Below are 24,950 nucleotides of genomic sequence, written 5' to 3'. Positions count from 1 at the left end.
GGGTCGCGCCTGCGCGAGGCAGGCGCGACCGGACATCATGTCTGCACGCGCCCATGCAGGAGGCGCGCGCGGGCGAACCGGTATACCGGCCCGGCCCAGCGCTTGAGTGGCTTCTTCACGTTCCACGCCGCCCATTGTCTGAGTCGGGCGCTGCCCTCCCCGACTGCGAGGGCCACCGCCGTGGCAGGCGCATCGCTGCGCAGCAGGGCGTAGCGCCCCAGCACCGCGCACGAACCGCTGTGCCATTCGCGTGTGGTGGGCTCGGAGGTGAACAACGTGCGGATGCCCGCGGCGTCCGCGGCACGCAGCACGGACGCAGACATGAAACCGCCCGGTACCGATGCGGTATGCACACGCTCGCCGAGTATCTGCTCCAGGGTGTCCACACTGCGACGCCATTCGTCGTGCAGCGCATACGCATCGAGCGCCGATATGTTCGCCGGGTGCGTATGCGAATGGCTGCCGATGAGATGGCCCTGCTGGCGTAGCGCGCGCAAGGCAGGCGCGTCGACGAATCCGGCCGAGCCGATGCGGCCGGTCGTGATGAAGAAGCAGCCCCGGATACCCCGCGCCTTCATGAGCTCACCGGCGACGGACGCGCTCGCGCCGCCGTCGTCGTAGGTCAGCAGGCAGCCATCGTATTGTCCACCCGCCACGGTATCCGGATCGGCGAACGTGGTGCCGGCCGCGCGCATGGCGTCCAGATGGGCGATGAAGTTCGCGGTCTCGAGCTTGTAGTGCGCGGCGGCGCTCCCCGCGAACCCGCTGTCGTCCCAGCGGCCGGCGGACACCACGTCGTGGTACATGAGCGTGGCGAGGGTCATTCGGCCGTCGCCGTGGCGGTTTGCCTGTCGAGCGCGGCGCGTTTCCAGCGCAGGTAGCGGCTCAACAATGGCTGACCCCACGTGCCGCTTTGCCGGCCCGTCACATCCACGGGCCGGGCGTCGCCAGCGGCGATGTCGCGAATGCGCTGGGCGAGCGCATCCAGGTTTTCGAGCACCATGCGGTACTGCACGCGCACATGCGATTCGTTCGCCTCGTCGAAGGCGTAAGTGAAATGCCCATAGACCGGCCCGGTATCGACGCCGGCATCGATGCGCAGCAGCGTGAGCCCGACGCGATCGAGGTCGCGCTCGGCCAGCGCCCAGAAACAACCGTGGGCGTTCCGGTATTCCGGGCAGATGCCGGGATGCATCACGAGGCAGCCCTGCGTGGGAATGCGGAAGATCTTCTTGGATAGCAGCTGCTTGCTGCGGGCGATCATCACGTCGGGCTGGCAGGCGGCGAGGAACGCGGCCACCTCCGGTGCGTTGGCGCTGGCGACGCGCAGTTCCGGCACGCCAGCCACGATACCGAATCGCGCCCGAAGCCCTGCGAGACTCGCGTCCATCCATGCGTGGTCGGCGGCGGCCAGCCGGACGCGGTAGTAGAACCGCATCGCCAGCACGTCCAGAAAGCGCCACGGGCCCACACGCTTCAGCTCGCGTCGCACGCGGGCGCGCTTCTGTTCGCCGGTCTCCTCGATCAGGACGAGGCCGGCCAGCTCCGAGAACGACGAAAGCCAGGCCGCGAGGCCCTGGCGGTCGAACGCGTCGTCGGAGTGGCACATCAGGACCGTGCGCATGGTCGCACCCAGGTGGAAGGCGGCCTATTCTGGCGCCGCCGGGTCCGCGATGCGATTGGTCGAAGGGTGTATGCCCCGGCTCTCGACACGCCTCATGTCGAAATGCGACACCCTCGTTCGACGACCACATAGGGCGATACCCGCCCCTCTGGAGGAACGACGATGAAGCCCACCCACCGCACGACCATCCTCGCCCTGGCCGCGGCGTTCGCGACAAGCCTCCTGCCCGTCGCCTTCACCCCGCCCGCCCACGCCGCCGACGCGACCCGCATGGCGCCTGTCGACAGCTACCTGATGGATCGCGAGGCGGAAATCGAACTGGCGAAGAGCGCCGCCCCGGCATCGATCGCGAAGGACGCCACCGTGCTCGTGCTGACCCGGAAAGGCTACGAGACGGCCGTGAAGGGTACGAACGGCTTCGTCTGCTACGTGGGCCGCGGATTCAGCGGCGCGCCCGACTGGCCCGAGCGCTGGGATCCGAAGATCCGCGCCGCCGCATGCGACAACCCGCCGGCCGTGCCGACCATGACGGCCATCCTGAAACTGCGCACGGCGATGACCCTCGCCGGCAGGACCGATGCCGAGGTGATGGACCGGATCAAGGCGGCGCTGCGCAGCAAGGAGATCGCGCCGCTCGGCGCGGGCGCCATGTGCTACATGATGTCGAAGAACGCCTATCTCTCCGCGCAGGGCGAGCACAACATGGCGCACGTGATGTTCTACGTGCCCACGAGGGACGACACGAGCTGGGGCGCGAACCTTCCGGGCTCCCCCGTCATCGGGGGCAACTACTGGTACCTGATGCCCGGTCACGAGACCGAGACCACCACGCTTCCGCCCATCTCCGTGTTCCTCGTCGCCACGAACACGTATTCCGACGGGACTGCCGTCGCGCCGCATAGCATGTGATTTCCTCGCGAGGTGGCGCTTGCAACGCGCGGCTTCGCGGGTATACAGTGAACCACATGGTTCAGTATCAGATCCGGCTCGATGCCACGTTCGCTGCGCTCGCCGACGTCACCCGACGCGGCGTGCTTCAGCAGCTCGGGGATTCGCACGCCTCCATCAGCGATCTCGCCGAACGGTTCCACATGACCCTGACGGGCATGAAGAAGCACGTCAGCGTTCTGGAGGAAGCGGGGCTGGTCACCACGGAGAAAGTCGGTCGCGTCCGGACCTGCAGGCTCGGTCCGCGTCGGCTGGATGAAGAGGCCGCCTGGATCGAGCAGTACCGGCGATTATGGGATGCACGTTTCGATGCGCTGGACGCGCTTGTCGAACAACTGAAGAGCAAGGAGAAGACAGATGGCAAGAGAAAACGAAGGTAGCGTTTCCACGACGCACCGTACCCACGTGGAACGGAAGTCCGACCTCGAGCTCGTCGTGACGCGGACGTTCGATGCACCCGTGCACATCGTGTTCGACGCGTGGAGCAAGCCCGAGCTGTTCCGGAGCTGGTGGATTCCGAAGTCGGCGCCCATCACGCTGGAATCGTGCGAGATGGATATCAGGACGGGCGGCAAGTACCGTCTCGTGTTCAGTCACCCGGACTTCCCCCAGACCATGGCCTTCTTCGGCACGTATACGGAAGTCACGCCGAACACGCGCCTCGTCTGGACGAACGAGGAAAGCGAACAGGGCGCGATCACCACGGTGACGTTCCAAGAGAAGGACGGCCGGACGCAGGTGGTCTACAGCGAACGGTATCCCACGAAGGAAGCCCTCGAAGAAGCCATGACCGGCTCGGCGGAGGGCCTGCCCGAACAGTTCGCGCAGCTGGACGAGATGCTCGCGGCCGCGTGACGATGGCGCGCGGCGCCCGGACCACGGCGCCCGGGCGTCGCTCGCCGTCGATCGTGCGGGTTCATCGCACCGAATCCACTCGTCTGACGTTAGGATGTGCCCCGTCTCTGGAAAACGGGCCATCCTGAACATGACGAAGCTGTCCGCCGCCATCCTCCTCGCGACGCTTTCCACCAGCGCCGCCTTCGCTCAGACCAACGCCGGTGATCAGAAGGCCGAGACCGACCTTCCCTTCACCATGACCAGGGTCGCGAGCCTCGATCTGCCGTGGCGCATCGCGTTCCTTCCCGATGGCCGCATGCTCGTGACCGAGAAGGTCGGGCGGCTGCAGCTCGTGACACCTCAGGGTGCCAAGACGGAAGTCCAGGGCGTGCCGGCAAGCCAGTTCGAAGGCCAGAACGGCATGCTGGGCGTGTTTCTCTCGCCGCATTACGCGAGCGACCATGACGTGTACCTCACCTACGTCGCACCGGGCGACTACGGCGGCGGGCTGGCCATGGGCCGCGGAAAGCTGGTGCTCGACGGCAATCAGGCCCGGCTCGACGTCTTCGAGGTGCTGTGGCGCCAGATGCCTACCGGCAAGGGCGGCCAGGCGGGCGCGCAGATCGCGTTTTCGCCGGACGGCAAGTACCTCTTTCTTACCGTCGGCGATCGCCAGCGCTTCACGCCGGCCCAGGATCCCGACCAGCCCGTCGGCAAGATCCTCCGCCTCACGCTGGACGGCAAGCCCGCGCCGGGCAACCCGTGGGCGGGCAAGGAAGGTGCCCGCTCCATTCCGCTGATCGATCCGGCGGCCGATACCGAAGCGGCAAAGACGGCGCCCGTCGTCAGCACGTACACGTTCCCCGGCAAGAACCTCACGCCGGCCGAGACGTGGAGTACGGGGCATCGCACGCCATACGGCCTCGCCTTCGGTCCGGACGGCCGGCTCTGGGAGCTCGAGCACGGTCCGCGCGGCGGCGACGAACTCAATCTGATCGAGCGTGGAAAGAACTACGGCTGGCCGCTGGTTTCCTACGGCAAGAATTACAACGGTGTCGCCATTCCCAGCCCCGACACGCGTCCCGATCTGGTCAAACCCACGATCTATTGGGTGCCCGTGATCGCACCCGGCAACATCATGTTCTACAAAGGCAACCTGTTCCCGACGTGGAAAGGCAGCGCACTCATCAGCAACCTCATCGGCCTCGGGATCACCCGCGTCACCTTCGATGGCAAGGGCGGTGCCACGGCCACCCAGCGATGGAACATCGGCAAGCGCGTGCGCGACATCGAAGAAGCGCCGGATGGCTCGCTGTGGCTGGTCGAGGACGCCATGTCCGGCGGTCTGTACCGACTCACGCCGAAGTGAGCCGGTGGGCGGCCGGCCCGCCAAACCATCGACCCCGCCACATTTCGCTGGAAATCGGACCGCTACCTTTGGTAGGTTTAGCGGTCACCACCCCAGGAGTCACGGATGCACATGGTCAAGACGCTCGCCCTTTCCTTCGCGCTGGTCGGCTTCGCCGCCACCGCCTCCGCCGCGGAGAGCACCAGTCAGGTGATCCGGAGCCAGGCGCCGCAGGGCATCACGCAGAGCTTCTACGCCTGCGTCGACAAGGCCGGTTCTGACCAGGGCGCGCTCGGCAACTGCATCAACGCGGAGAAGGCGCGCCAGGACGGTCGGCTCAACACGACCTACAAGGCTCTCACGAGCAAGCTCAGCGGCAAGGCCAGGGATAACCTGGTAGCCGCCGAGCGTTCGTGGCTCGCGCTGCAGCAGGCCAGCAACACCTTCGAGGCGTCGCTCTATCCCGATGAGACCATCGCCGATCTGCAGGTCGCGCAGAGCGAAGTGTTCCGCCTCTGCGAGCGCGCGAACGCGCTCGACAAGTACCTCACGGTCGCCAACGACCTCTGATCCCGTTTACATGGAGTAACCGACATGGCTGGTCCCGATACGCACGACATCGATTCCGCGGCCGGTGCCACGTATTTCGTGGTGGGCCGCGGCACCGAGGGCGGTCCGTCCTCCTATCACCTCTCCATTACGGGCGTGACGGTCGGCACGTCCGATCCCCACTGGGGCACCCCGGGCAGGATCGTGGCGGACAGCGGTTACACGCTCGGCACCATCCAGGTCGACCTCGGCAAGCGCGGCACGTGGGCGCTCGGCGCGACGGATGGCGCGGCACTGAAGCCGGGCGAGACCACCTACGTCGACGGCGTCATCGATCAGGCGGCGAAATACGCGAAAGACCACGACCTGAAGTTCACCGGCGACACCGCGCAGCTGCGCAAGGACCTCCTCTCGCACGGCAACGGCAAGGACGGCCGCACCACCCTCTCCTTCATCGACAAGGACACCCGCGACGGCATCAACGCGTGGGCGGGTTCGGAAGAAGGACAGAAGTGGATCCACAAGAACATCGACTACCCGCAAATCCGCAACGCGACGCAGTCGGCGATGGACACGGTCGACAAATTCGGCAAGAACATTCCCGAAGACCGTCGCCTCGAGACCATCGCGATCCTCGCGAAGACCGAAAACCAGATTCCCTCGCAGGTCGCCAAGTTCGAGAAGGTGCTGAAGGACGGCGGCAACTACGACGACGTGCTGGCGAAAGCCGAGCAGATCAAGCGCACCTACCCGTATTACGACGGCCCGAAGGCCGCCGAGATCGCGGAGCGGTACAAGGACGCCTACAAGGATCCCGCGAAGGCCGCCGCGCTCGACCGCGCGCACGACAAGGTCGGCAGTCCCGACTTCAATCCGAAGCAGTCGGCCAACGACGCCGACATCAAGGACGCTCTCAAGGCCATCGGTCAGGGCGGCGCCTCGCATGCGCGGCACGGCGGCACGCTGCGCGAAGGTGCGCACGGTGCCAGCGTCACCGCCATCCAGGAAAAGCTCATCAAGCTCGGCTATACCGACGGCCACGATCGTCCGCTGACGCCGGATTCGCATTTCGGTGCCGGCACGAAAGCGGCCGTGGAGAAGTTCCAGCACGACCACGGGATGAAGGAAGACGGCATCGTCGGCCCGAAGACCCTCGACGCGCTGAACAAGGCCGCGCAGCCTGCCGTCGCGGCACCGGCCACCACACCTGCCCACCCGAGCCTGACCGACGCCGCCAGCCCCGGCAACGCGATGTACCGGCAGGCACTGGAGGGCGTGCGTGCGATCGACGCGCAGTATGGCCGCACGCCGGATCACATGACCGACAACTTCGCCGGCTCGCTGACCGCCGCCGCGAGGGCCCAGGGCCTCGATCGCATCGACCATGTCGTGATGGCCGACGACCGGGCGCGCGCGTACGCCGTACAGGGCGAGCTGAACTCGCCTTTCAAACAGGTGGCCGACGTGGACGTCCGGCAAGCGGTGACGACGCCGCTGGACCAGAGCAGCGCCGCGTACCATGCCGCAAGCCAGCAGGCCGAGCAGCCCCGACAGCAGGTCGCGTCGCAGCAACAGCACCCGCAGCAACAGCCGCCGGCGCAAGGCATGCATCACTGACACCGACACATCGCCGGACGCACGCCAGCGTCGCATCCGGCGATGCCACGACGATGAAGTACTCCGTCGCGCCGATCCTCCTGCGCCGACGACGTCGTGACGCCTGCAAGGCATCCACCGATACGCCTTGAAGCAAGCGACCAGTGCTTGCAACGATCGCCCGCCATTGGTGAAACGCGCGCATCACCGTGATGCTGCGGTCACGGCTACCGACCACCCTTCGTAATGCTTAGCCTTTTCGAGGCAAGTGGCGCAGTCGTTGCGCACACGGAGGAAGTAGTCATGCGCACACGAATGCTTGCCACGATCGCCTTCGGCGCCCTGATGTCGTTCAACCAGCCCGTCGGCGCGAGCGCACCACTGGCTGGAGCCCAGGCGCCCGGCTACTACCGCATCATGGTCGGCGACATCGAGGTGACCGCGCTCAGTGACGGCACGATCGATTTTCCGATGGATACGTTGCTCCTTGGCGAATCGCCTGCGACGATCCGCGCGGCCTTCGCCGCCGCGTTCCAGAAGCTCCCGGCCGAGTCGTCGATGAACCAGTTCCTGGTCAACACCGGCAGCAGGCTGGTGCTCGTCGATGCGGGTGCAGGGACGTTCTTCGGTCCGACGCTCGGCCATACCGTGGCGAACCTTCGCGCGGCGGGATACACGCCCGAGCAGGTCGACGAAGTGGTCATCACGCACATGCACGCGGACCATACCGGTGGCCTCGTGCACGATGGAAAGGCCGTGTTCCCCAACGCGGTGTTGCGCATCGCGAAAGCCGACGTCGGTTTCTGGATGGATCCCACCAACGAACCGAAAGCGCCGGAAGGTGTGCGCGTGAGCTTCGACGTGGCCCGGAAGGCACTCGCTCCCTATGCCGCGTCCGGCAGGCTGAAACCGTTCGAAGGCGAAACGGAGATCGTCCCGGGCGTCCGTGCCCTGCCCGCGCCGGGCCACACCGCGGGCCACACGTACTACGCGGTGGAGAGCAAGGGCGAGAAGCTGCTCGTCTGGGGCGACGTGGTACACGCCGCGGCGGTGCAGTTCGCGAATCCGAAGGTGTTCATCGCCTGGGACAGCGACGGTAGCGGCGCGCAGGGCGCGCGCGAAAACGTGTTCGCCGACGCGGCGCGGAAAGGTTACCTCGTGGGCGGCGCGCATCTTCCGTTCCCCGGGCTCGGACACGTGGCCCGTGCCGCCGACGGCAAGGGGTACGTCTTCGTGCCGGCGACCTACACCGTCAACCGCCGCGCGCACTGACCGTCACCCGCCCCATTTCCCTCCCTGACATACAGAGGCCAGCAAACGTCATGCCCCGATCGTTCGAGAAAGATATCGCACCGTTGTTCACCGATGGCGACGCGCGCTGCATGGGCGGCATGGGCGTCATGCTGCGCGAGTTCGCCTACATGGGCGACCCCGCCGGCGACGCCACGTATGCCGATCACGCCAACGCGCGCCATGTGCTCGGACGCCTGAAGGGCACCGAGATGCCTCGCATGCCGCCGGGTGGCGCGACGTGGAGCGACGACAGGATCGCTCTCTTCGAAGCCTGGATGGTCGACTGGCAGCCGTGACGCGGACGGACCGATGATCAATCCCGTGAAGAGTCAGGCGGTGACCGCCCGGCTGACCCAGGCCGCCCTTTTCCTCGTGGTCGTCATGAACGACGGCGACGACGCGGCCGTCGCCGTCCGCTCCCTGTGCGGCGACGTCGCGGGCCTCGTCCGCGCCATCGGTTTCCGGCAGCCGGAGCGGCGGCTGTCGTGCGTGGTCGGCGTGGGCTCGGCCGCCTGGGACCGTTTATTCGGTGGCGCGAGGCCGGCCGGGCTGCATCCCTTCCGTGCCTTGAAGGGCGCGCACGTCGCGCCGTCGACGCCGGGCGACGTTCTCTTTCATATCCGCGCCACCCACATGGACCTCTGCTTCGAGATGGCGGCACAGATCATGGAGCGCATCGGAAAGCACGTCACGACGGCCGACGAGGTGCACGGCTTCAAGTACTTCGACGAGCGCGACCTTCTCGGCTTCGTCGATGGCACCGAGAACCCGCTCGGCGACGAAGCCATCGCCGCGACCGTGGTCGGCGACGAGGACGCGGCATTCGCCGGCGGCAGCTACGTGATCGTGCAGAAGTACCTGCACGACATGGCCGCCTGGAACGCGCTGCCGGTCGAACGGCAGGAGTCCATCATCGGACGGCGCAAGCTCTCGGACGTGGAACTGGAGGATGGCGTCAAGCCGTCGTACGCGCACAACGCGCTGACGACCATCGACGACGATGGGGTGGAACTGAAGATCGTTCGCGACAACATGCCCTTCGGCGAGGTCGGCAAGGGCGAATTCGGCACGTATTTCATCGGCTATGCCCGGCACCCGTCACGCATCGAGCGCATGCTGGCGAACATGTTCATCGGGAACCCACCCGGCAACTACGACCGCCTGCTCGACTTCAGCGTGGCGGTGACCGGCAACCTGTTCTTCGTACCCTCGGCCTCCGCGCTCGAGCACGGATACACGTAACCGGGCCTGCATCCATACCTCCCCGCCGTGCGTATACCAGGCACTGAAGACCACACGCGTGGCCCGGTGGCTGGTCGGACATCAACGGAGGGACGTAACGTCATGCCCATGTCGCCGCGCGAGCGAAGCCGCCCACTGGTCCAGAGAGGGCGGCTTGCCGCCGCCCTTTTCGCGTTTTCTGCGCCCGCGAGCGCAGTCGTGCCATCGCATGACATCGGCGTGGCTTACGAGGCCGAAGGCGACCGGGTGAGCTACCGCGAGGAACACTGGCTGTTCGACGAAGGGGCCGTCCGCCGCCGGCTGGTGCTCTATCGTTGCCCGGGCGGCGCGCCGTTCGCACGGAAGGAACTGCGCTTCGACGGCGCACCGTGGGCCCCGGGCCTCGCCTTCGAGGACGCGCGCGACGGTTATCGGCATAGCGTGAGCATGACGGGCACGCGCCTGCGCGTCGCCGTGCGCCGCGGCTCCGTAGAGGAAGATCGCACCGTGCTGCTCGATGCGACACCCGACACCGTCGTCGACGCGGGTTTCGACGATTACATCCGCGAGCACTGGGACGCGGTGAACCGGGCCGAGGGCGTACGGGTGCGCTTCGTCATGGCGGACAGGCAAAAGGCCTTCGACGTCTCGGTGAAGCCGTCCGGCCCCGCCAGCCCCGGCGACCGCGTGCGGCACTTTCGTCTCCGGCTGGATGGCTGGCTCGGCCTCGTGGCACCGGCGATCGAGCTGTCCTACACGGTGGCCGACCGACGTCTGAGCGAATTCGCGGGCATCAGCGACATTCGCGACGAGCGCGGACGGTCGCAGAAGGTGCGGATCCGGTTCGAGGCACCCAATCGCCTGCCGGCGGACTTCCGCGACGAGATCGCCCGGGTGCGGTCCCTGCCGTTGGCGTCGTCATGCGATGGCGGCACGCGCCGCCCATGAACGCCCTGCTCATCGGTTTGCTCTACCAGGCGCTCTGGTTCGCGCTGGTCATCGGCGCGTCGCGTGGACACACCGCGATACCGCTGGTCGGTGCGGCGGTGTTGGTCGTGGCACGCCTCGTCGCGACCCGGCGTCGCCGCCAGCGCGCCGCGCGTGCGATCGCGGCGGTGCTATTGGGTATCGTCATCGAAGGCGTGCCCGCCTTCCTGAGCTGGTGCGCATACGCGAGTCCCGAGCTGGCGGTTCCGGTTGGCGGTGCGCCCGTCTGGCTGCTCGCCATCTGGGCCGCGTTCGCGGTGACGCTCGATGCGTGGGAGCATCTGGTAAGACGTCACTGGTGGATCGCGGCCCTACTCGGCGCGATCGGCGGTCCGCTCGCCTATGCCGGCGCCGCCCGAACCTTCGACGTCATCGTGTTTCCGCAGGCATCGCCGGGGCTCGCCGGGATGATCGCGTGGTGGGCGACGTGCTGGGCCATCGCACTGCCCCTGCTCCTGGCGGTGGGCACGCGAGGACCGGCGGCATCAGGCGAAGATGCCGACTGAAAGCGAGCCGTCGCATGCGTGTCATCACGCGCGCGGCATCAGACCCGCGCCCGTCGCTTCAGCGGTCCCATGCGCGACAGCATACCGAGCCGTTTTCGCAGCAGGCCGCCAAGACCATGCAAGGCCGGCGACGGATCGTCCGCCCGGAACACGTGCAGGTCGGCGTGCATCCACTGGGAGACGATGGACACCATCGATTCGCTGCGATCGTCGCGACCGCGGCGCACGCAGGCGAGGTCGTGATGGAGGTCGATGCACAGACGACCCGTGGGATAATTTTCCGTCGCGCGTGGAATGTAGGCGCCCAGCGCGTCGCGCCACGCCATGTCGCACACGTTGATGCCCTGCCTCGCGGCGAACTCGACATACGTCCACGCGCGCGTGTTCACTTCGAGGATGCGGAACTGTCCGTCGCGCGGGTCGCGCTTGAATTCGGCGCTGAAGATCCCGCGATAGTGCAGGCCGTCGAGCAGGCGGCGCACATGACCCACGGCCGCCGCGACGTCGGCGAGCGGTATGGATGTCGAACACGAGCTGTTGCCGAAGTCGGGTGGCGACATGCGCATCCGACGGCGGGCGAACAGTCCCGGGTACCCGCCACGGGCGTCGCGGAACCCTTCGACGAAGAAATGATCGCGCGCGCCGCCGGGCACGTACTCCTGCGCCATGACCGCGAATCCCTGCGCGTGGAACCGGGCCCACGCTTCCGCGAGCCCCGCAGCGGAGTCGATCCACACGCCCTTGGCACCCACCACGTCGCTGAACTTCTGCGAGTTGACGGGTTTCACGAAGACGCGGTCCAGCTCGCCGATTGGCACCGCCTCCACATCGGCCAGGGACGCCAGAGGAAAAGTTCGTGGATGCGGTATGCCGGCGGTGGCGACGTGACGCGCGAAGGCCGCCTTGTCCTGCAGGAGTTCCTGCGTGGCGCGACTGGAGGTCGATACCGCGAAACGCCGCCCGACGTCGGTCGCCGGCAGGTCCGCCAGCCACATGGCGGCATCGTCCGCGCCGGCAACGATCACCGCGCGGTCGATCGGCATGGTCCGCAACGCCTGCATCGCCTGGTCGCCGGGGCGGCCATCCCACGGCAGGCCGGGCACCGGCCGGTACCAGCGCGAACGGGTCACGAGGTCGTCGCCGGGACAGGCGACGTACGCCGGAATGTCGGCCTGCGCGAGGCTGCGCAGGATGCCGAGTGCGGTCGGCCCCCGGCCCATCACGATGGCCGGTACCCTGCCGGATCCGGTGGTCTGCATCATGTTCTCCCGAGCGCAGCCCAGACTGCCGCCCTGAGTGCAGTGAATCGCATGCGAGCCCGGCGCCGCCAGCTGGTCGGACGGCCTAGCCCGAAGGTGGGCAGGGGATGCATCCAAACCGTGCCCTGCGCCGTATGCATGGAAGACACCGGCCAAGGATCACGCCATGACTGCCCCACCCCCGCGAACGCGTACACGCCGTCCCGACGTGGGCGCGCTGCGCGCCAGCCTCGGACGTTGGTTCGACAGTAGCGCCGTCGCGGGGCGTGGCGCGGGCGACGCGATCGACTGGGTACGGGCGCTTCCCTTCCTCGCCATGCACCTGGCCTGCTTCGCCGTTCTCTGGGTCGGCGTGTCGCCCGTGGCGGTGGGCGTGGCCATCGGCCTGTATGCCGTCCGCATGTTCGCGATCACGGGCTTCTACCATCGTTACTTCTCGCATCGCGCCTTTCGTACGGGGCGCGTGGTGCAGTTCGTCTTCGCCGTGATCGGTGCGGCGTGCGTGCAGCGCGGTCCCCTGTGGTGGGCGGCGCATCATCGCGACCATCACCGTCATGCCGACACCGCGGCCGACCTCCACTCGCCGCGCGTGCATGGCTTCTGGTGGAGCCACGCCGGCTGGTTCCTCACCGACGGGGCCTTCGCCACCCGCAGCGAACGCGTGCCCGATCTGTGCCGTTTCCCCGAGCTGCGCTGGCTCGATCGCTTCGACCTCGCGGTACCGGTGGCGTTGGCCGGCTTTCTCTACGCCCTCGGCGCCGCGCTGGAGCGGTGGGTTCCGCAGGCGCATACCAGCGGCTCCCAGATGCTCGTCTGGGGCTTCTTCGTGTCGACGATCGTGTTGTTTCACGTCACGGTGAGCATCAACTCCCTTGCCCACCGCTTCGGACGCCGGCGCTTCGACACCCGCGACGACAGCCGGAACAATGGCTGGCTCGCCTTGCTGACATTCGGCGAAGGGTGGCACAACAACCACCATTTCTTCCCGGGCTCCGCCCGGCAGGGGTTCCGCTGGTGGGAGGTCGACCTCACCTGGTACGGCCTGAAGCTCATGCAGTCCGTGGGCCTCATCTGGGACCTGAAGACGGTGCCCGCGTGGGTCATGACCAAGGCGAGGGCCTGAGCCATGCGCATCGCCGTGGTGGGATCGGGCATCGCCGGACTGGCGACCGCGTGGTATCTGCAGAAGTCGCATGACGTGACGATCTTCGAGTCGGCCGACTACCTCGGCGGACACACGCATACCCACGAGATCGACATCGGCGGATCGTCGTATCGGGTGGATACGGGATTCATCGTGCACAACCCCGTGCACTATCCGCTGCTTCACCGCCTGTTCGACGAGCTCGGCGTCGCCTCGCAGCCGACGACCATGAGCTTTTCGGTGCACAACCCCGCCAGTGGTCTCGAGTACAACGCGACGACGCTCGATAGCCTGTTCTGCCAGCGGCGCAACCTTGTCTCGCCGCGATTCCTGCGGATGGTGCGGGACCTGCTGCGCTTCTATCGGGAGGCGCCCGCCGTGATGGATCTGCCGGCGCCGGGCCCCACGCTCGGCGACTACCTCGCGCAACACGGTTACGGCGACGCGTTTCGCGACGAGCACCTGGTGCCGATGGCGTCCGCGCTGTGGTCGGCACCCCCGGCAACGATCCTCTCGTTTCCCATGCAGTACCTCGTGTACTTCCTCGCCAATCATCAGATGCTGCAGACCGCCGGCCGTCCGCAATGGTACGTCGTGCGCGGCGGATCGAATACGTACGTGCAGGCCATGCGTCGCGACTGGCGGGTCGCGGAGCGCATCGGCTCGGCCGTGACCGCGGTGAAGCGCGAGGCCGATCGCGTGACGGTCACCTCGGATGGCCGCGACGCCGCATTCGACCAGGTCGTGCTCGCATGCCATGCGGATCAGGCCCTGCGCCTGTTGAGCGACCCGTCGGACCGCGAGACCGACATCCTCGGCGCCATACGGTTCGAGAACAACGTCACGACCCTGCACACCGACGCCTCGTTGATGCCGCGGCATCCGAAGGCATGGGCCGCGTGGAACGTCCGGGTCGGGCCGACCGCGTCGCACGCGTGCAACGTGACCTACTGCATGAATCTCCTGCAGGGGCTGTCGTCGCCGGAGCCGTTGCTGGTCAGTCTCAATCAGGACGCCGCCATCGACCCGGCGAAAGTGCTTCGCCGCATGGTCTACGCGCACCCGGTCTACGACATCGCGTCGGTGACGGCGCGTGGGCGCAAGGCCGAGATCCAGGGCCAGCGGCGCACGTGGTATGCCGGCGCGTACTGGGGCTGGGGCTTTCACGAGGACGGGATGCGCAGCGCCGTAGAGGTCGCCCGCTCGCTCGGCGCGCCCCGGTTCCAGGCGGCCGCGCGTGGCGGCGTGGGAGAACCCGCGTGACCGCGCTGGCGAGTGCGATCTACGAAGGCACGGTCGTGCACTGCCGGCACGCGCCGCGGCGCCATCGCTTCGCCTATCGCATGGCGCAGCTCTACCTCGACCTCGACGAACTGCCGACCGTGTTCGCCGGCCGCTGGCTATGGTCGATCGACCGCGCGAACATCGCCCAGTGGCGACGCCGGGACTTCATGGCCCCGGACGTTCCGTCGCTGGCGGACGCGGTCCGGGTCCTGGTGCTGAAGCAGACCGGCGTGACGGTCACCGGACCGGTGCGGATGCTCGCCCACCTGCGCTACTTCGGCTACGTCTTCAATCCCGTGACGTTTTATTACTGCTTCGCGGCGGACGGCACGACGCTGCTCGCGGTGGTGGCGGAGATCACCAATACGCCGTGGCGCGAGCGCCACGCGTACGCGCTGGCAGTGGATGCCAGCCAGCCGCGGGCGGGCGGCATGTGCTGGGATTTCGCGAAGACCTTCCACGTGTCCCCCTTCATGCCGCTCGACCGGCACTACCGCTGGACGATGGGCGTGCCGGGCGACCTGCTGCGCGTCCACATGCGCGTCGACGGCCCGTCGCATCACGAGTTCGACGCGACCCTGCAGCTGCGCCGGCGGCCGATCACGCCGCGCAATCTGGCGCGCGTGCTGTGGCGCTACCCGTTGATGACCGCGAAGGTCATCGCGGCCATCCATCTCGAAGCACTGCGCCTGTGGCTGAAGCGCGTGCCCGTCTACACCCACCCAGCGAGCGACGGAGATCGCCCATGACCGCTCCTCTCGACGTTTCCCTTGCCGGCTACGCCGTTGCGCCACTGAGCGTCTTCGACCGTGCCGTGCGCCGCCGCTTCCTCGCGCAGATGGCGGCGCTCAAGGGCGGACGCGTGCACCTGATCGACCCCTGGGGCGAACACCTCCTCGGCAACGAGGCCAGCGAGGCGAAATCCGCCCTGCCGGTCGTGACCTGTCGCGTGAAGGATGTGCGGTTCTATCGGGCGCTCGCGCTGCGAGGCAGCGTCGGGGCCGCCGAGGCCTGGATCGACGGCGCATGGGAGTGCGCCGAGCTCGTGGAGCTCGTGCGACTGCTCGTCCGCAACCGCGACCGGCTCGACGCGATGGAGGGCGGCATGGCCGTCCTGGGCCGCGTCGCCATGCGCGCCTGGCACGCACTGCGCCCGAACACGCGGGACGGCAGCCGGAAGAACATCGCCGCCCATTACGACCTGGGCAACGCCTTCTTCGAGCGCTTCCTCTCGACCGACATGATGTATTCGTCGGCGTGGTGGGACACGGACACGACCACCCTCGAAGAGGCGTCGACCAGGAAACTCGATCGCGTCTGCGAGGCGCTGGGCCTGCGGCCGGGCCTGCGCGTGGTGGAGATCGGTACCGGTTGGGGCGGCTTCGCGCTCCATGCGGCGCGCCACTATGGCTGCCACGTCACGACCACAACCATCTCCGCCGAGCAACATGCGCTCGCGGTCGAGAAGGTGCGCGCCGCCGGCCTGTCCGGCCAGATCGAGGTCCTCGCCTCCGACTACCGCGATCTCTCGGGCCAGTTCGATCGCCTCGTTTCCATCGAGATGATCGAGGCCATCGGCGCGGCGCAGATGGAAACCTATTTCCGCAAGATCGGCGACCTGCTCCGACCGGATGGCATGGCGCTCGTTCAGGCCATCACCATCGAGGATCACCGGTACGCGCAGGCGCTCGCTTCCGTGGACTTCATCAAGCGCCACGTTTTCCCCGGCAGCTTCATTCCGTCGCTCCAGGCGATGCTGGAAGCGAAGACCCGCGCGAGCGACCTGGCCCTGGTCTACCAGCAGGACTTCGGGATCTCGTACGCGCGCACGCTGCACGCCTGGGCGGAGCGCTTCATGCACGAGCGCGACGCCGTGCAGGCGATGGGCTTCGATGCGTCGTTCATCCGCCTCTGGCAGTTCTACCTGGCCTATTGCGAAGGCGGATTCCTCGAACGCTCGATCGGCGTGTCGCACCTGCTGTTCGCGCGGCCGGATGCCCGGCCCGAAAGCGGGCAATGGGTGCGCGCCACCGGAGTCGCCGCATGAGCACCGCGCTCGCCTTCGTCTTCGCCGTGATGGCGATCGCCATGGCGCTCGGCTGGTGGTGGCAGCGCGCGAAGGCGAACGCGAACATCGTCGACGCGATCTGGGCGGCGGGCGTCGGTTTCGCGGCGGCCACGATGGCATGGGTGGCCGACGGGGATACGTGGGCCCGCGCCCTTACGGCGACCCTGGGCGTGCTCTGGGCCGTGAGGCTCGCGACGCACCTCGCGGGCCGTGTCGGCGAGAAAGAGGACGGCCGTTACCGGTATCTGCGCGAGCACTGGCAGGGCAACCAGGCGAAGTTCTTCGCCTTCTTCATGGGCCAGGCCGTCGTGGTGCTTCTCTTCGCGCTCCCCTTCTACGGCGCGGCGAGCAACCCGGCCACCACGCCCGCGACGCGATGCCTCGCCATCGCGATCTGGCTGGTCAGCGTGGGTGGCGAAGCGATCGCGGATCGCCAGCTGCGCCGGCATCGCGCCTCGGGCGGCACGTCGACGCACACGACCTTCCGCGGCGGTCTGTGGCGTTTCAGCCGGCATCCCAACTACTTCTTTGAATGGGTGCACTGGTTCGCGTACGTCGTGCTCGCCGGCGGTGCCGCGAATGCGTGGCTCGCCTGGACCGGTCCGGTACTGATGTATCTCTTCCTGCGCTACCTCAGCGGTGTTCCCTTCACCGAGGCGCAGGCACTCCGCAGCCGGGGCGACGATTACCGTCGCTACCAGCGCACGACCAACATGTTCTTTCCATGGTTTCCGAAGCACACGGACGAGGTGGCTCATGAGCACGACTGAAAGTGAAATGCGCGCACCCGCGATCGAGCGCGCGGCGGACGGGCTGCTCGGCCTCGCCGAACGCGGCGTGTTGCCCGATGCGCTGGTCCGTTTCGGCATCCGCCGCCTCTGCCGGGAGCGGCTCGTCGAGACACGCGGGGCCTCGATGGAAGACGGCGAGAAGCGGCACCGGGAACTGATCCGTGCCCTGCACGCGGCACCGGTGGCGATCCATGGCGACAAGGCCAACAGCCAGCACTACGAAGTGCCTACCGCGTTCTTCCAGCATTGCCTCGGCAAGCGCCTGAAGTACTCGTCGTGTTACTTCGAGCATGCCTCGACGACGCTCGACGAGGCCGAGGAAGCGATGCTCGCGCTCTATGCGCAGCGCGCGCAGCTGGCCGACGGCCAGGACATCCTGGAGCTCGGATGCGGCTGGGGCTCGCTCACGTTGTGGATGGCGCAGCGCTATCCCAACGCGCGGATCACCGCCGTGTCGAACTCCCATTCGCAGCGTGCCCACATCGATGCCGAGGCCCGCCGCATGGGGCTCGGCAACATCAAGGTTGTGACCTGCGACGTGAACGTGCTGGCCCTGCCCGCCCACCAGTTCGATCGCTGCGTCTCGGTGGAGATGTTCGAGCACGTGCGGAACCACACGATGCTGCTCCGTCGCATCGCAGGCTGGTTGCGTGCGGACGGTCGCCTGTTCGTGCATATCTTCGCCCACCGCACCACCGCGTACCTCTTCGAGACCGAAGGACAGGCCAACTGGATGGGCCGGCATTTCTTCACCGGCGGCATGATGCCCAGCGCCGACACGCTGCTCTGGATGCAGGACGACATGCGCCTGACCGACCGTTGGCTGATGGACGGTACCCACTACGAGCGCACGGCCAACGCCTGGCTGGCCAACCAGGATCGCGATCGCGACGCGGTGATGCGCATCCTCGAGCAGGCCTATGGGTCGCGCGACCAGGCGCAGCTGTGGTTCCACCGCTGGAGGATGTTCTGGATGGCCTGCGCCGAGCTCTTCGGCTACGCGCAGGGCCAGGAGTGGGTGGTCGCCCACTACGCCCTCACCCCACGTACCCGGGAGTAACGTGCGATGACCCGATGGCTCGCTCATGTCCGAAACGCTTTCCTGCTGCTCGCACCCATCGCCGGATGCAGCACGCAACCCCCCGTGCCGCGCGCCGCCCATGTGGAAGTAGCGCGGTTCATGGGCCCCTGGTACGTGATCGCCGTGATCCCGACGCGACTCGAACGCAACGCCGTCAACGCGGTGGAGACCTATACGCTGGCCCCCGATGGGTCGATCAAGACGCATTTCCGGTATCGCGACGGCGACGTATCGGCGAAGGTGAAGGAGATCCACGCCGTCGGATTCGTTCGTCCGGATACGAACAACGCGGTGTGGGGCATGCAGTTCATCTGGCCGGTCAAGGCGCAGTACGTGATCTCGTGGCTCGATCCGTCGTACCAGCGTGTGGTCGTCGCTCGCGACAAGCGCGATTACGTCTGGATCATGGCGCGGACCCCGACGATCGACGACAAGGACTACGCTGCGCTCACCGCGCGGGTGGCGGACATGGGCTACGATCTGAGCCGCCTTCGCAAGGTGCCGCAGGCCTGGCCCGAGCGCTCGGGCAGGTAAGGTGGGCATCATGCGCCTGGATGCTCGGCCAACCCACGTCATTCCCCTGATGGCTCGCCGCATGCCGCAGTCCCCAAACCAGGCTACCGACGATCCGGCCTACTGGTCGGGGAAGGTGCGCGCGGTGGCGGCGGCTCACGACGTGGACGCGTTCATCCTGGTGTTCTCGCATTTCGGGCCCCGCCTGAAGCGCTATCTGATCGGCCTGAACGCCGACGACGCACAGGCCGACGAACTGGTGCAGGATACGATGCTGAAGCTGTGGCGGCGGGCCGAGCTGTTCGACCCGGCGCGCGCAAGCGTCACGACCTGGTTGTTCCGCATCGCACGCAATCTGTACCTCGACCGGGTGCGCGGCCAGCGCCATGCGCAGGCGCGGCAGGACGCGCTGGATCTCATCGAGGCCGACGACGAGGTGGACGGCGCGGAGCAGTTGCTCGACGTCGCACGCCTCGAGCGCGCGCTCCAGGCGCTGCCGCCGCCACAAGCCCGGATGCTGCGCATGGCGTACTTCGAGGCCAAGACCCATGCGCAGATCGCGGAGGAACTGTCGATGCCACTCGGCTCGGTCAAATCCTCGATCCGGCGCTCGTTCGCGAAGCTCAAGGCGGCGATGGGAGGTTCCCGATGAAGCCGCACCACCATATCGACGAGGCCACGCTGGTCAGTTACGCCGCGGGCGCGCTTTCCGAAGCGTTCGCCGTGGTCGTCGCCGCGCATCTCGCGGTCTGCGACGCGTGTCGCGAGACGCTGGCGCAGGCCGAGGACATCGGCGGGCACCTGATGCGGCTGCAGGCTGGCGTGCCGCTCGACGACACCTCGCTCGCGCGGATGCTCGCCCGCCTTCCCGAGGCGGAACGCGACACCACGCCCGTGCAGCCGCCGTCGCGTCACGATCCCGACGTGCTGCCGCCGGCGCTCTGGCCGCATTTCGGCCCGTCCTACCGCGCCCTGCGCTGGCGTTGGCTGGGGCCCGGCGTGCACTACATCCGCGGCGCCGGGGTCGACGAAGATCACCTGATGCTGTTGCGGGTCGCCCCCGGGCGATGCCTTCCGATGCACACCCACGGCGGCAGCGAGCTGACCATGGTCCTGCGCGGCGCCTACGACGATTCGCTCGGGCATTTCGCGCCGGGCGACGTGGCGGATCTCGACAGCGACGTGGAGCATCAGCCGGTCACCGCACCGGGTGTGCCGTGCGTCTGCGTGGCGGCGACGGATGCGCCCCTGCGGTTCTCCGGCTGGGTCGCACGCACGCTGCAGCCGCTCTTCCGGCTCTGAAGCCCGGCCTCCACATCTGCTTCATCCGGCGTCCGTATCGTTGCCCGCTAGCCGTCGGCGTTGCCGCCGTCTTTCCCTGAGGCGGCGAACCGCTGCCCGCAAAACGAGCGCGCCTTGAATCCATTCACGCCACTCGGGCGGCAGCCCGCCGTACAGACGAAGGCACCGGTCATGGCGCCACCGTCGCGCAGCAGGACCGGCATCCCCGGCCTGGACGTGATCCTGAAGGGGGGCCTGCCCCTCAACAGGCTCTACCTGCTCGAAGGACAGCCCGGGTCGGGCAAGACCACGCTGGCCCTGCAATATCTCAGGGAAGGCGTCAGGCAGGGTGAGCGTTGCCTGTACATCACCCTTTCCGAAACGGCGGACGAGCTGGCGGAGGTCGCCGGGTCGCATGGCTGGACGCTGGACGGCATCGACCTGTTCGAGCTCGCCGCCGCCGAATCGGTGCTGGGCGACGGGCGACAGCAATCCGTGCTGCATCCCTGGGAGATGGAACTCGGCGGCACCATTCGCTTGATCCAGGCCGAGGTCGAGCGATGCCGCCCGGCCCGCGTCGTGTTCGACTCGCTCTCGGAGCTGCGCCTCCTCGCGCAGGATCCGTTGCGCTACCGTCGACAGGTGCTCGCGCTGAAGCAGTTCTTCGCGCCGCGCAATGTGACGGTCATTCTCGTCGACGACCTCACCGACGAAGGCGGGCAGCGCGACGCACACCTGCACAGCCTGTGTCACGGCGTGATTTCGCTGGAACGGTTCACGCTCGACTTCGGCGCCGCGAAACGGCGCATGCAGGTACAGAAGCTGCGCGGCGTCGACTTCATCGCGGGCTTCCACGACATCGCGCTGGTCACGGGCGGGCTGGAGGTCTATCCACGACTCATCGCCTCGGACCACCACACCCCGTTCGCGGGCGAACCGGTGACCAGCGGTGTCGAGGAACTCGATGGCCTGCTTTACGGCGGACCGCTGCGCGGCACGAGCACGCTGCTGACGGGGCCGGCCGGCACGGGCAAGACCAATGTCACGATCCAGTACGTGCTCGCCGCGCTGCGCCGCGGTGAGCGCTGCTGCTTCTTCGAGTTCGACGAACGCATCGGCACGCTGCTTACCCGCGCCCGCGCCCTCGGCAACGACCTGCAGCCCTACATCGACTCCGGCTTGCTGGAACTGACGCAGGTCGACCCAGCCGACATCTCGCCCGGCCAGTTCGCCTGGGCCGTGCGCCACGCAGTGGAAGAGCGCGATTGCCGGATCCTCGTCCTCGACAGTCTCAACGGTTACATCGCCTCGATGCCGCAGGAGAAGCAGCTGCTGCTGCAGCTGCACGAACTGCTGTCGTACCTCAACCAGAAAGGCGTGACCACGTTCCTCGTCAATCCGCAGCACGGGCTCGTCGGCTCGATGACCACCGGGTCGCTCGAAGTCTCCTACATGGCCGACACCATCGTGCTCTTCCGCTTCTTCGAAGCACGGGGCCGCATACGCAAGGCCATCAGCATCATCAAGAATCGCGGCGGCGGCCACGAAGACACCATTCGCGAGCTGCGCATCGACAACAAGGGCATGCGCCTCAGCATGCCGCTGGAGCAATTCCGCGGTGTCCTGACCGGCATTCCCGAGTTCGATGGTTCCGAGGAACCGCTGCTGGAAGAGCGTGGTGCCGAATAGCAGAGCCGTCTGCATCGTCGCACCGTTCGGGCAGGATGCGCCGAGCATCGCCTCGGTGATCTCGGCGCACGGCCTGCGCCCGGCGATCTACGAGACCATCGATCAGCTCGCGGGTGCGATCGGCGAAGACGTCGGTGCCGTGGTGCTCACGGACGAGGCCCTCGCAGGCGATCTGTCGTCCCTTTGCGGCGCGCTGGCCGCGCAACCGGCATGGTCGGATATTCCGTTCGTGCTGCTGCGCGCGCCGACGTCGCGTGCGCGCGTGTTGCGGGCGCCTTTACCGCCGGAGATCGCCAGCGTGGTGGAGATCGAGCGTCCGCTCGCATCCGCGTCGCTCCTGAGCGCCATCGACAGCGCGCTGCGCACCCGTTTCCGGCAGTTCGTGATCCGCGACCAGATGATCCGCCTCGAACGAAGCGAAGCGGCGTTGCGCGAGAGCGAAACCGAGCTGCGCCTCATCGCCGATGCGCTGCCGGTGCTGATCGCCTTCGTCGACGCCGGCCTCGTCTACCGCTTCGCGAACCTCGCCTACGAGGAGTGGCTCGGCGTGCCGGTGGCTCAGGTCGTGGGAAGGCGCGTGGAGGACGTCGTGGGGCCCGAGATGTGGGCCGCGCGCCGGCACGACATCGCAAGTGTGCTCACCGGCACGTTCGTCCGCACCGAAGTCCGCTGGCCGATGCGCGACGGCGGACGACGCGACGCCGAGGTGCGCTACATCCCGCGCTTCGACGCCAGCGGTGCCGTGGACGGATTCCACGTGTTCGCCGCGGACATCACGGAGCGGAAGGTCGCCCTCGAGACCACGCAACAGCAGGCCGCGCTGCTGGAACGCCGGGTGGCCGAACGCACCGCCGCCCTGGAGGCCGAGATGGCCGCACGCCAGGCGAGCGAGGCGGCGCTGCGCCAGTCGCACAAGATGGAAGCGGTGGGCCAGCTGACGGGCGGCATCGCGCACGACTTCAACAACATGCTCACGGGCATCCTCGCGGCGATGGAGCTGCTGCGGACGAGACTCGACGAGGGGCGGACCGATCACCTGCCGCGCCTGATCGATATCGCGTCGACGTCGGCGCAGCGCGCCGCGGGCCTGACCCAGCGACTGCTGGCCTTCTCGCGGCGGCAGTCGCTGGATCCGAAGCCGGTCGACGTCTCGTCGCTCGCCCGGTCGATGGAAGACCTGCTGTCCCGCACGCTCGGTGAACGCGTACGCCTGGCAATCGCCGCGGCCGCCGACCTGCCCATGGCGATGGTCGATGCGAACCAGCTGGAAAGCGCGCTGCTGAACCTGGCGATCAATGCGCGCGACGCGATGCCGGAGGGCGGTCGCCTTCTCGTCGAAACCGGGGTCGACTGCCTGCCGGACGAGGCGTCCGCGAACCCGTCGCCTTATGTCGTCATGACCGTGAGCGATTCCGGCGTCGGCATGGACGACGCGACGCTGGCAAGAGTCTTCGAACCCTTTTTCACGACCAAGCCGATCGGTCAGGGCACCGGGCTCGGCATGTCGATGATCTATGGCTTCATCAACCAGTCGGACGGTCACGTCCGGATCGACTCGGCCGTCGGGACCGGCACCACCGTGCGTCTTTACCTGCCGCTCGCCCCCGCGATGGCCGGCCAGCACCACACATCGGTCGAAGGCCTCGTCACGGGCGGCAACGGTCAGCGCATCCTCGTCGTGGACGACGACGTCCAGGTGCGCGCCCTGGTCACCGAATTGCTGCACGAGTTGTCCTACGACGTGGTGACCGCGGACTCGGCCGAGGCCGCGCTGGAAACGCTCGCGTCGCTCGAACGCGTGGATCTTCTGCTTTCCGATGTCGGCCTGCCGGGTCTCAACGGCCGGCAGCTGGCCGACGTGGTGCGGCAGGATCGTCCCGCCCTGCCGGTGCTGTTCATGACCGGCTACGCCAACAACGCCACCAATCAGGCGGCATTCCTGGGCGAAGGCATGGAGATGATTGCGAAGCCGTTCACGCTCGCCGCCCTGAGCGAGGCCGTCACGCGGATGGTCGAGGCGCGCCGGCACTAGCCACTTGTGGCAGGATGGTTCGCGTCACCGACACGAGCACCGCGGGAGATCGTCATGAAACGCTCTTTCTTGCTCCTGGCCGCCCTGACGGCCACCTCCGCCCTCGCCCACCACGGCTGGAGCGACTACGATGCCAACCGTCCGCTGACTCTCACGGGCACCATCGAGTCGTCGACCTACACCCAGCCACACGGCCAGATCCACCTCAAGACCGCCGACGGCAGCTGGGATGTCGTGCTCGCGCCGCCTTCGCGCATGGAAAGCCGCGGTCTCGGGAAGGCCATGCTGGCGGCCGGCCAGCGCGCGACGGTCTACGGCTATCCGCACCGCACGAACGCCGGTGAACTGCGCGCCGAGCGCATCACCATCGGGGACAAGACCACGGAACTTCGCTGATGGACGGCGTGGCCGCCTGGCTGGCGTCCACGCCGGTCGCCCAGGCCATGCGCGACAGCCCGTGGCTCTACCCGATCGTCGAAACGGTGCACATCGCCGGGTTCTGCATCCTGGTCGGGGCGGTGACGATGTTCGACCTTCGCGTGCTCGGCTGGGGCCGGGCGTTACCGGTCTCCGTCCTCGCGCGGCACCTGCTCCCGTGGTCGCTGGGCAGCGTGGCCCTTGTGGTACCGGCGGGATTGCTGATGTTCTCCACGCAGCCGCTGGTGTTCCTCCACAACCCCGTCTTCCTGCTCAAGCTCATGCTCATCGTGGCGGCGGGCTTCAACGCGCTGCTGTTCCACGTCGGTGTCTTCCGGTCGGTCGTCGACTGGAACACCGGTCGCCGCGCTCCTGCCGTCGCCCGATGGCAGGCCGCGCTGTCGATCGCTCTCTGGTTCGCCGTGATCGGCTGCGGACGGATGCTCGCTTACGTGTGACGACATCGCCGGCTCGTGCGCCCC

27 protein-coding genes are annotated in these 24,950 nt (G+C 67.6%); 24 read left to right on the top strand and 3 right to left on the bottom strand.

The window, feature by feature from the left end; genetic code table 11:
- Positions 1 to 35 precede the first annotated feature (35 nt).
- Positions 36 to 824 (bottom strand): polysaccharide deacetylase family protein, encoded by a 789-nt coding sequence (locus tag BMX32_RS14950; RefSeq protein WP_089979917.1) that lies wholly within the window; start codon positions 822 to 824, stop codon positions 36 to 38.
- Complete coding sequence (locus tag BMX32_RS14945) at positions 821 to 1,624, bottom strand: formyltransferase family protein (RefSeq protein WP_089979916.1); 804 nt, start codon at positions 1,622 to 1,624, stop codon at positions 821 to 823. The genes BMX32_RS14950 and BMX32_RS14945 overlap by 4 nt, the downstream gene beginning before the upstream one ends.
- A gap of 162 nt (positions 1,625 to 1,786) precedes the next feature.
- Here BMX32_RS14945 and BMX32_RS14940 point away from each other — a divergent pair, with 162 nt between their 5' ends.
- The 11 genes from BMX32_RS14940 (at position 1,787) to BMX32_RS14890 (ending at position 10,909) form a co-directional block, all read left to right on the top strand.
- Positions 1,787 to 2,533: a hypothetical protein gene (locus BMX32_RS14940; RefSeq protein WP_089979914.1), complete on the top strand. Its 747-nt coding sequence runs from the start codon at positions 1,787 to 1,789 to the stop codon at positions 2,531 to 2,533.
- A gap of 56 nt (positions 2,534 to 2,589) precedes the next feature.
- A complete protein-coding gene (locus BMX32_RS14935) occupies positions 2,590 to 2,952 on the top strand; it encodes an ArsR/SmtB family transcription factor (RefSeq protein WP_089979913.1) in 363 nt (120 codons plus the stop codon).
- The gene (locus BMX32_RS14930) at positions 2,930 to 3,427 is read left to right on the top strand and encodes an SRPBCC family protein (protein WP_089979911.1); all 498 of its coding nucleotides are present in this window, start codon (positions 2,930 to 2,932) and stop codon (positions 3,425 to 3,427) included. Before BMX32_RS14935 ends, BMX32_RS14930 begins: the two co-directional genes overlap by 23 nt.
- A gap of 130 nt (positions 3,428 to 3,557) precedes the next feature.
- The gene (locus tag BMX32_RS14925; RefSeq protein ID WP_089979909.1) at positions 3,558 to 4,778 is read left to right on the top strand and encodes a PQQ-dependent sugar dehydrogenase; all 1,221 of its coding nucleotides are present in this window, start codon (positions 3,558 to 3,560) and stop codon (positions 4,776 to 4,778) included.
- A 105-nt stretch (positions 4,779 to 4,883) separates the two neighbouring features.
- Positions 4,884 to 5,327, top strand: coding sequence for a lysozyme inhibitor LprI family protein (locus BMX32_RS14920; protein WP_089979908.1), 444 nt, complete (start codon positions 4,884 to 4,886; stop codon positions 5,325 to 5,327).
- Between the two features lie 24 nt (positions 5,328 to 5,351).
- The gene (locus BMX32_RS14915; RefSeq protein ID WP_089979906.1) at positions 5,352 to 6,923 is read left to right on the top strand and encodes a peptidoglycan-binding domain-containing protein; all 1,572 of its coding nucleotides are present in this window, start codon (positions 5,352 to 5,354) and stop codon (positions 6,921 to 6,923) included.
- 282 nt (positions 6,924 to 7,205) lie between these two features.
- Positions 7,206 to 8,174: an MBL fold metallo-hydrolase gene (locus BMX32_RS14910; RefSeq protein WP_089979905.1), complete on the top strand. Its 969-nt coding sequence runs from the start codon at positions 7,206 to 7,208 to the stop codon at positions 8,172 to 8,174.
- 50 nt (positions 8,175 to 8,224) lie between these two features.
- Complete coding sequence (locus BMX32_RS14905) at positions 8,225 to 8,491, top strand: hypothetical protein (protein WP_029213566.1); 267 nt, start codon at positions 8,225 to 8,227, stop codon at positions 8,489 to 8,491.
- Positions 8,492 to 8,504: 13 nt separating this feature from the next.
- Positions 8,505 to 9,437 (top strand): Dyp-type peroxidase, encoded by a 933-nt coding sequence (locus tag BMX32_RS14900; protein WP_089979903.1) that lies wholly within the window; start codon positions 8,505 to 8,507, stop codon positions 9,435 to 9,437.
- A gap of 198 nt (positions 9,438 to 9,635) precedes the next feature.
- Entirely contained in the window at positions 9,636 to 10,364 is a 729-nt protein-coding gene (locus BMX32_RS14895) for a hypothetical protein (protein ID WP_089979902.1), read from the top strand.
- A complete protein-coding gene (locus BMX32_RS14890; protein ID WP_170843681.1) occupies positions 10,361 to 10,909 on the top strand; it encodes a DUF2878 family protein in 549 nt (182 codons plus the stop codon). The genes BMX32_RS14895 and BMX32_RS14890 overlap by 4 nt, the downstream gene beginning before the upstream one ends.
- A 38-nt stretch (positions 10,910 to 10,947) precedes the next feature.
- Here the strand turns inward: BMX32_RS14890 and BMX32_RS14885 are convergent, their stop codons facing one another.
- Positions 10,948 to 12,171, bottom strand: coding sequence for a carboxylate--amine ligase (locus BMX32_RS14885; protein WP_139206747.1), 1,224 nt, complete (start codon positions 12,169 to 12,171; stop codon positions 10,948 to 10,950).
- Positions 12,172 to 12,451: 280 nt separating this feature from the next.
- Here BMX32_RS14885 and BMX32_RS14880 point away from each other — a divergent pair, with 280 nt between their 5' ends.
- The 13 genes from BMX32_RS14880 to BMX32_RS14820 all read left to right on the top strand — a co-directional run bounded on the left by BMX32_RS14880 (position 12,452) and on the right by BMX32_RS14820 (position 24,926).
- Positions 12,452 to 13,291: an acyl-CoA desaturase gene (locus BMX32_RS14880; RefSeq protein ID WP_343123862.1), complete on the top strand. Its 840-nt coding sequence runs from the start codon at positions 12,452 to 12,454 to the stop codon at positions 13,289 to 13,291.
- Between the two features lie 3 nt (positions 13,292 to 13,294).
- A complete protein-coding gene (locus tag BMX32_RS14875; RefSeq protein ID WP_089979896.1) occupies positions 13,295 to 14,575 on the top strand; it encodes an NAD(P)/FAD-dependent oxidoreductase in 1,281 nt (426 codons plus the stop codon).
- A 5-nt stretch (positions 14,576 to 14,580) separates the two neighbouring features.
- Positions 14,581 to 15,345 carry a DUF1365 domain-containing protein gene (locus BMX32_RS14870; protein WP_089980385.1) on the top strand — a complete coding sequence of 255 codons (765 nt, stop codon included), beginning with the start codon at positions 14,581 to 14,583 and terminating at the stop codon, positions 15,343 to 15,345.
- Positions 15,342 to 16,643 carry an SAM-dependent methyltransferase gene (locus tag BMX32_RS14865; protein WP_089979894.1) on the top strand — a complete coding sequence of 434 codons (1,302 nt, stop codon included), beginning with the start codon at positions 15,342 to 15,344 and terminating at the stop codon, positions 16,641 to 16,643. Before BMX32_RS14870 ends, BMX32_RS14865 begins: the two co-directional genes overlap by 4 nt.
- Positions 16,640 to 17,434, top strand: a complete 795-nt coding sequence (locus tag BMX32_RS14860) for a DUF1295 domain-containing protein (protein WP_170843680.1) — start codon at positions 16,640 to 16,642, stop codon at positions 17,432 to 17,434. The genes BMX32_RS14865 and BMX32_RS14860 overlap by 4 nt, the downstream gene beginning before the upstream one ends.
- A 7-nt stretch (positions 17,435 to 17,441) precedes the next feature.
- A complete protein-coding gene (locus BMX32_RS14855) occupies positions 17,442 to 18,515 on the top strand; it encodes an SAM-dependent methyltransferase (protein ID WP_089979892.1) in 1,074 nt (357 codons plus the stop codon).
- Positions 18,516 to 18,521: 6 nt separating this feature from the next.
- A complete protein-coding gene (locus tag BMX32_RS14850; protein ID WP_089979891.1) occupies positions 18,522 to 19,070 on the top strand; it encodes a lipocalin family protein in 549 nt (182 codons plus the stop codon).
- 10 nt (positions 19,071 to 19,080) lie between these two features.
- A complete protein-coding gene (locus BMX32_RS14845; protein ID WP_244511542.1) occupies positions 19,081 to 19,701 on the top strand; it encodes a sigma-70 family RNA polymerase sigma factor in 621 nt (206 codons plus the stop codon).
- Positions 19,698 to 20,351, top strand: coding sequence for a ChrR family anti-sigma-E factor (locus tag BMX32_RS14840; RefSeq protein WP_089979889.1), 654 nt, complete (start codon positions 19,698 to 19,700; stop codon positions 20,349 to 20,351). Before BMX32_RS14845 ends, BMX32_RS14840 begins: the two co-directional genes overlap by 4 nt.
- 171 nt (positions 20,352 to 20,522) lie before the next feature.
- Positions 20,523 to 22,019: an ATPase domain-containing protein gene (locus tag BMX32_RS14835; RefSeq protein WP_089979887.1), complete on the top strand. Its 1,497-nt coding sequence runs from the start codon at positions 20,523 to 20,525 to the stop codon at positions 22,017 to 22,019.
- Positions 22,009 to 24,051: a hybrid sensor histidine kinase/response regulator gene (locus BMX32_RS14830; protein WP_244511541.1), complete on the top strand. Its 2,043-nt coding sequence runs from the start codon at positions 22,009 to 22,011 to the stop codon at positions 24,049 to 24,051. Before BMX32_RS14835 ends, BMX32_RS14830 begins: the two co-directional genes overlap by 11 nt.
- Positions 24,052 to 24,105: 54 nt before the next feature.
- Complete coding sequence (locus BMX32_RS14825) at positions 24,106 to 24,447, top strand: DUF6152 family protein (RefSeq protein WP_089979884.1); 342 nt, start codon at positions 24,106 to 24,108, stop codon at positions 24,445 to 24,447.
- Complete coding sequence (locus BMX32_RS14820) at positions 24,447 to 24,926, top strand: hypothetical protein (RefSeq protein ID WP_089979883.1); 480 nt, start codon at positions 24,447 to 24,449, stop codon at positions 24,924 to 24,926. Before BMX32_RS14825 ends, BMX32_RS14820 begins: the two co-directional genes overlap by 1 nt.
- The last annotated feature ends 24 nt before the right edge of the window (positions 24,927 to 24,950 follow it).

It is taken from the genome of Luteibacter sp. UNCMF331Sha3.1, assembly GCF_900109915.1.
Classification (GTDB): Bacteria; Pseudomonadota; Gammaproteobacteria; order Xanthomonadales; family Rhodanobacteraceae; genus Luteibacter.
Note: the sequence above shows the minus strand (reverse complement) of the source record. Positions and strands in the feature narration are given on the sequence as shown.

Excerpts from the sequence above, each read along its gene's own strand:
- BMX32_RS14950 (WP_089979917.1), bottom strand. The coding sequence starts at position 824 with ATGACCCTCGCCACGCTCATGTACCACGACGTGGTGTCCGCCGGCCGC.
- BMX32_RS14945 (WP_089979916.1), bottom strand. The coding sequence starts at position 1,624 with ATGCGCACGGTCCTGATGTGCCACTCCGACGACGCGTTCGACCGCCAG.
- BMX32_RS14940 (WP_089979914.1), top strand. The coding sequence starts at position 1,787 with ATGAAGCCCACCCACCGCACGACCATCCTCGCCCTGGCCGCGGCGTTC.
- BMX32_RS14935 (WP_089979913.1), top strand. The coding sequence starts at position 2,590 with ATGGTTCAGTATCAGATCCGGCTCGATGCCACGTTCGCTGCGCTCGCC.
- BMX32_RS14930 (WP_089979911.1), top strand. The coding sequence starts at position 2,930 with ATGGCAAGAGAAAACGAAGGTAGCGTTTCCACGACGCACCGTACCCAC.
- BMX32_RS14925 (WP_089979909.1), top strand. The coding sequence starts at position 3,558 with ATGACGAAGCTGTCCGCCGCCATCCTCCTCGCGACGCTTTCCACCAGC.
- BMX32_RS14920 (WP_089979908.1), top strand. The coding sequence starts at position 4,884 with ATGCACATGGTCAAGACGCTCGCCCTTTCCTTCGCGCTGGTCGGCTTC.
- BMX32_RS14915 (WP_089979906.1), top strand. The coding sequence starts at position 5,352 with ATGGCTGGTCCCGATACGCACGACATCGATTCCGCGGCCGGTGCCACG.
- BMX32_RS14910 (WP_089979905.1), top strand. The coding sequence starts at position 7,206 with ATGCGCACACGAATGCTTGCCACGATCGCCTTCGGCGCCCTGATGTCG.
- BMX32_RS14905 (WP_029213566.1), top strand. The coding sequence starts at position 8,225 with ATGCCCCGATCGTTCGAGAAAGATATCGCACCGTTGTTCACCGATGGC.
- BMX32_RS14900 (WP_089979903.1), top strand. The coding sequence starts at position 8,505 with ATGATCAATCCCGTGAAGAGTCAGGCGGTGACCGCCCGGCTGACCCAG.
- BMX32_RS14890 (WP_170843681.1), top strand. The coding sequence starts at position 10,361 with ATGAACGCCCTGCTCATCGGTTTGCTCTACCAGGCGCTCTGGTTCGCG.
- BMX32_RS14885 (WP_139206747.1), bottom strand. The coding sequence starts at position 12,171 with ATGATGCAGACCACCGGATCCGGCAGGGTACCGGCCATCGTGATGGGC.
- BMX32_RS14875 (WP_089979896.1), top strand. The coding sequence starts at position 13,295 with ATGCGCATCGCCGTGGTGGGATCGGGCATCGCCGGACTGGCGACCGCG.
- BMX32_RS14865 (WP_089979894.1), top strand. The coding sequence starts at position 15,342 with ATGACCGCTCCTCTCGACGTTTCCCTTGCCGGCTACGCCGTTGCGCCA.
- BMX32_RS14860 (WP_170843680.1), top strand. The coding sequence starts at position 16,640 with ATGAGCACCGCGCTCGCCTTCGTCTTCGCCGTGATGGCGATCGCCATG.
- BMX32_RS14855 (WP_089979892.1), top strand. The coding sequence starts at position 17,442 with ATGCGCGCACCCGCGATCGAGCGCGCGGCGGACGGGCTGCTCGGCCTC.
- BMX32_RS14850 (WP_089979891.1), top strand. The coding sequence starts at position 18,522 with ATGACCCGATGGCTCGCTCATGTCCGAAACGCTTTCCTGCTGCTCGCA.
- BMX32_RS14845 (WP_244511542.1), top strand. The coding sequence starts at position 19,081 with ATGCGCCTGGATGCTCGGCCAACCCACGTCATTCCCCTGATGGCTCGC.
- BMX32_RS14840 (WP_089979889.1), top strand. The coding sequence starts at position 19,698 with ATGAAGCCGCACCACCATATCGACGAGGCCACGCTGGTCAGTTACGCC.
- BMX32_RS14835 (WP_089979887.1), top strand. The coding sequence starts at position 20,523 with ATGGCGCCACCGTCGCGCAGCAGGACCGGCATCCCCGGCCTGGACGTG.
- BMX32_RS14825 (WP_089979884.1), top strand. The coding sequence starts at position 24,106 with ATGAAACGCTCTTTCTTGCTCCTGGCCGCCCTGACGGCCACCTCCGCC.
- BMX32_RS14820 (WP_089979883.1), top strand. The coding sequence starts at position 24,447 with ATGGACGGCGTGGCCGCCTGGCTGGCGTCCACGCCGGTCGCCCAGGCC.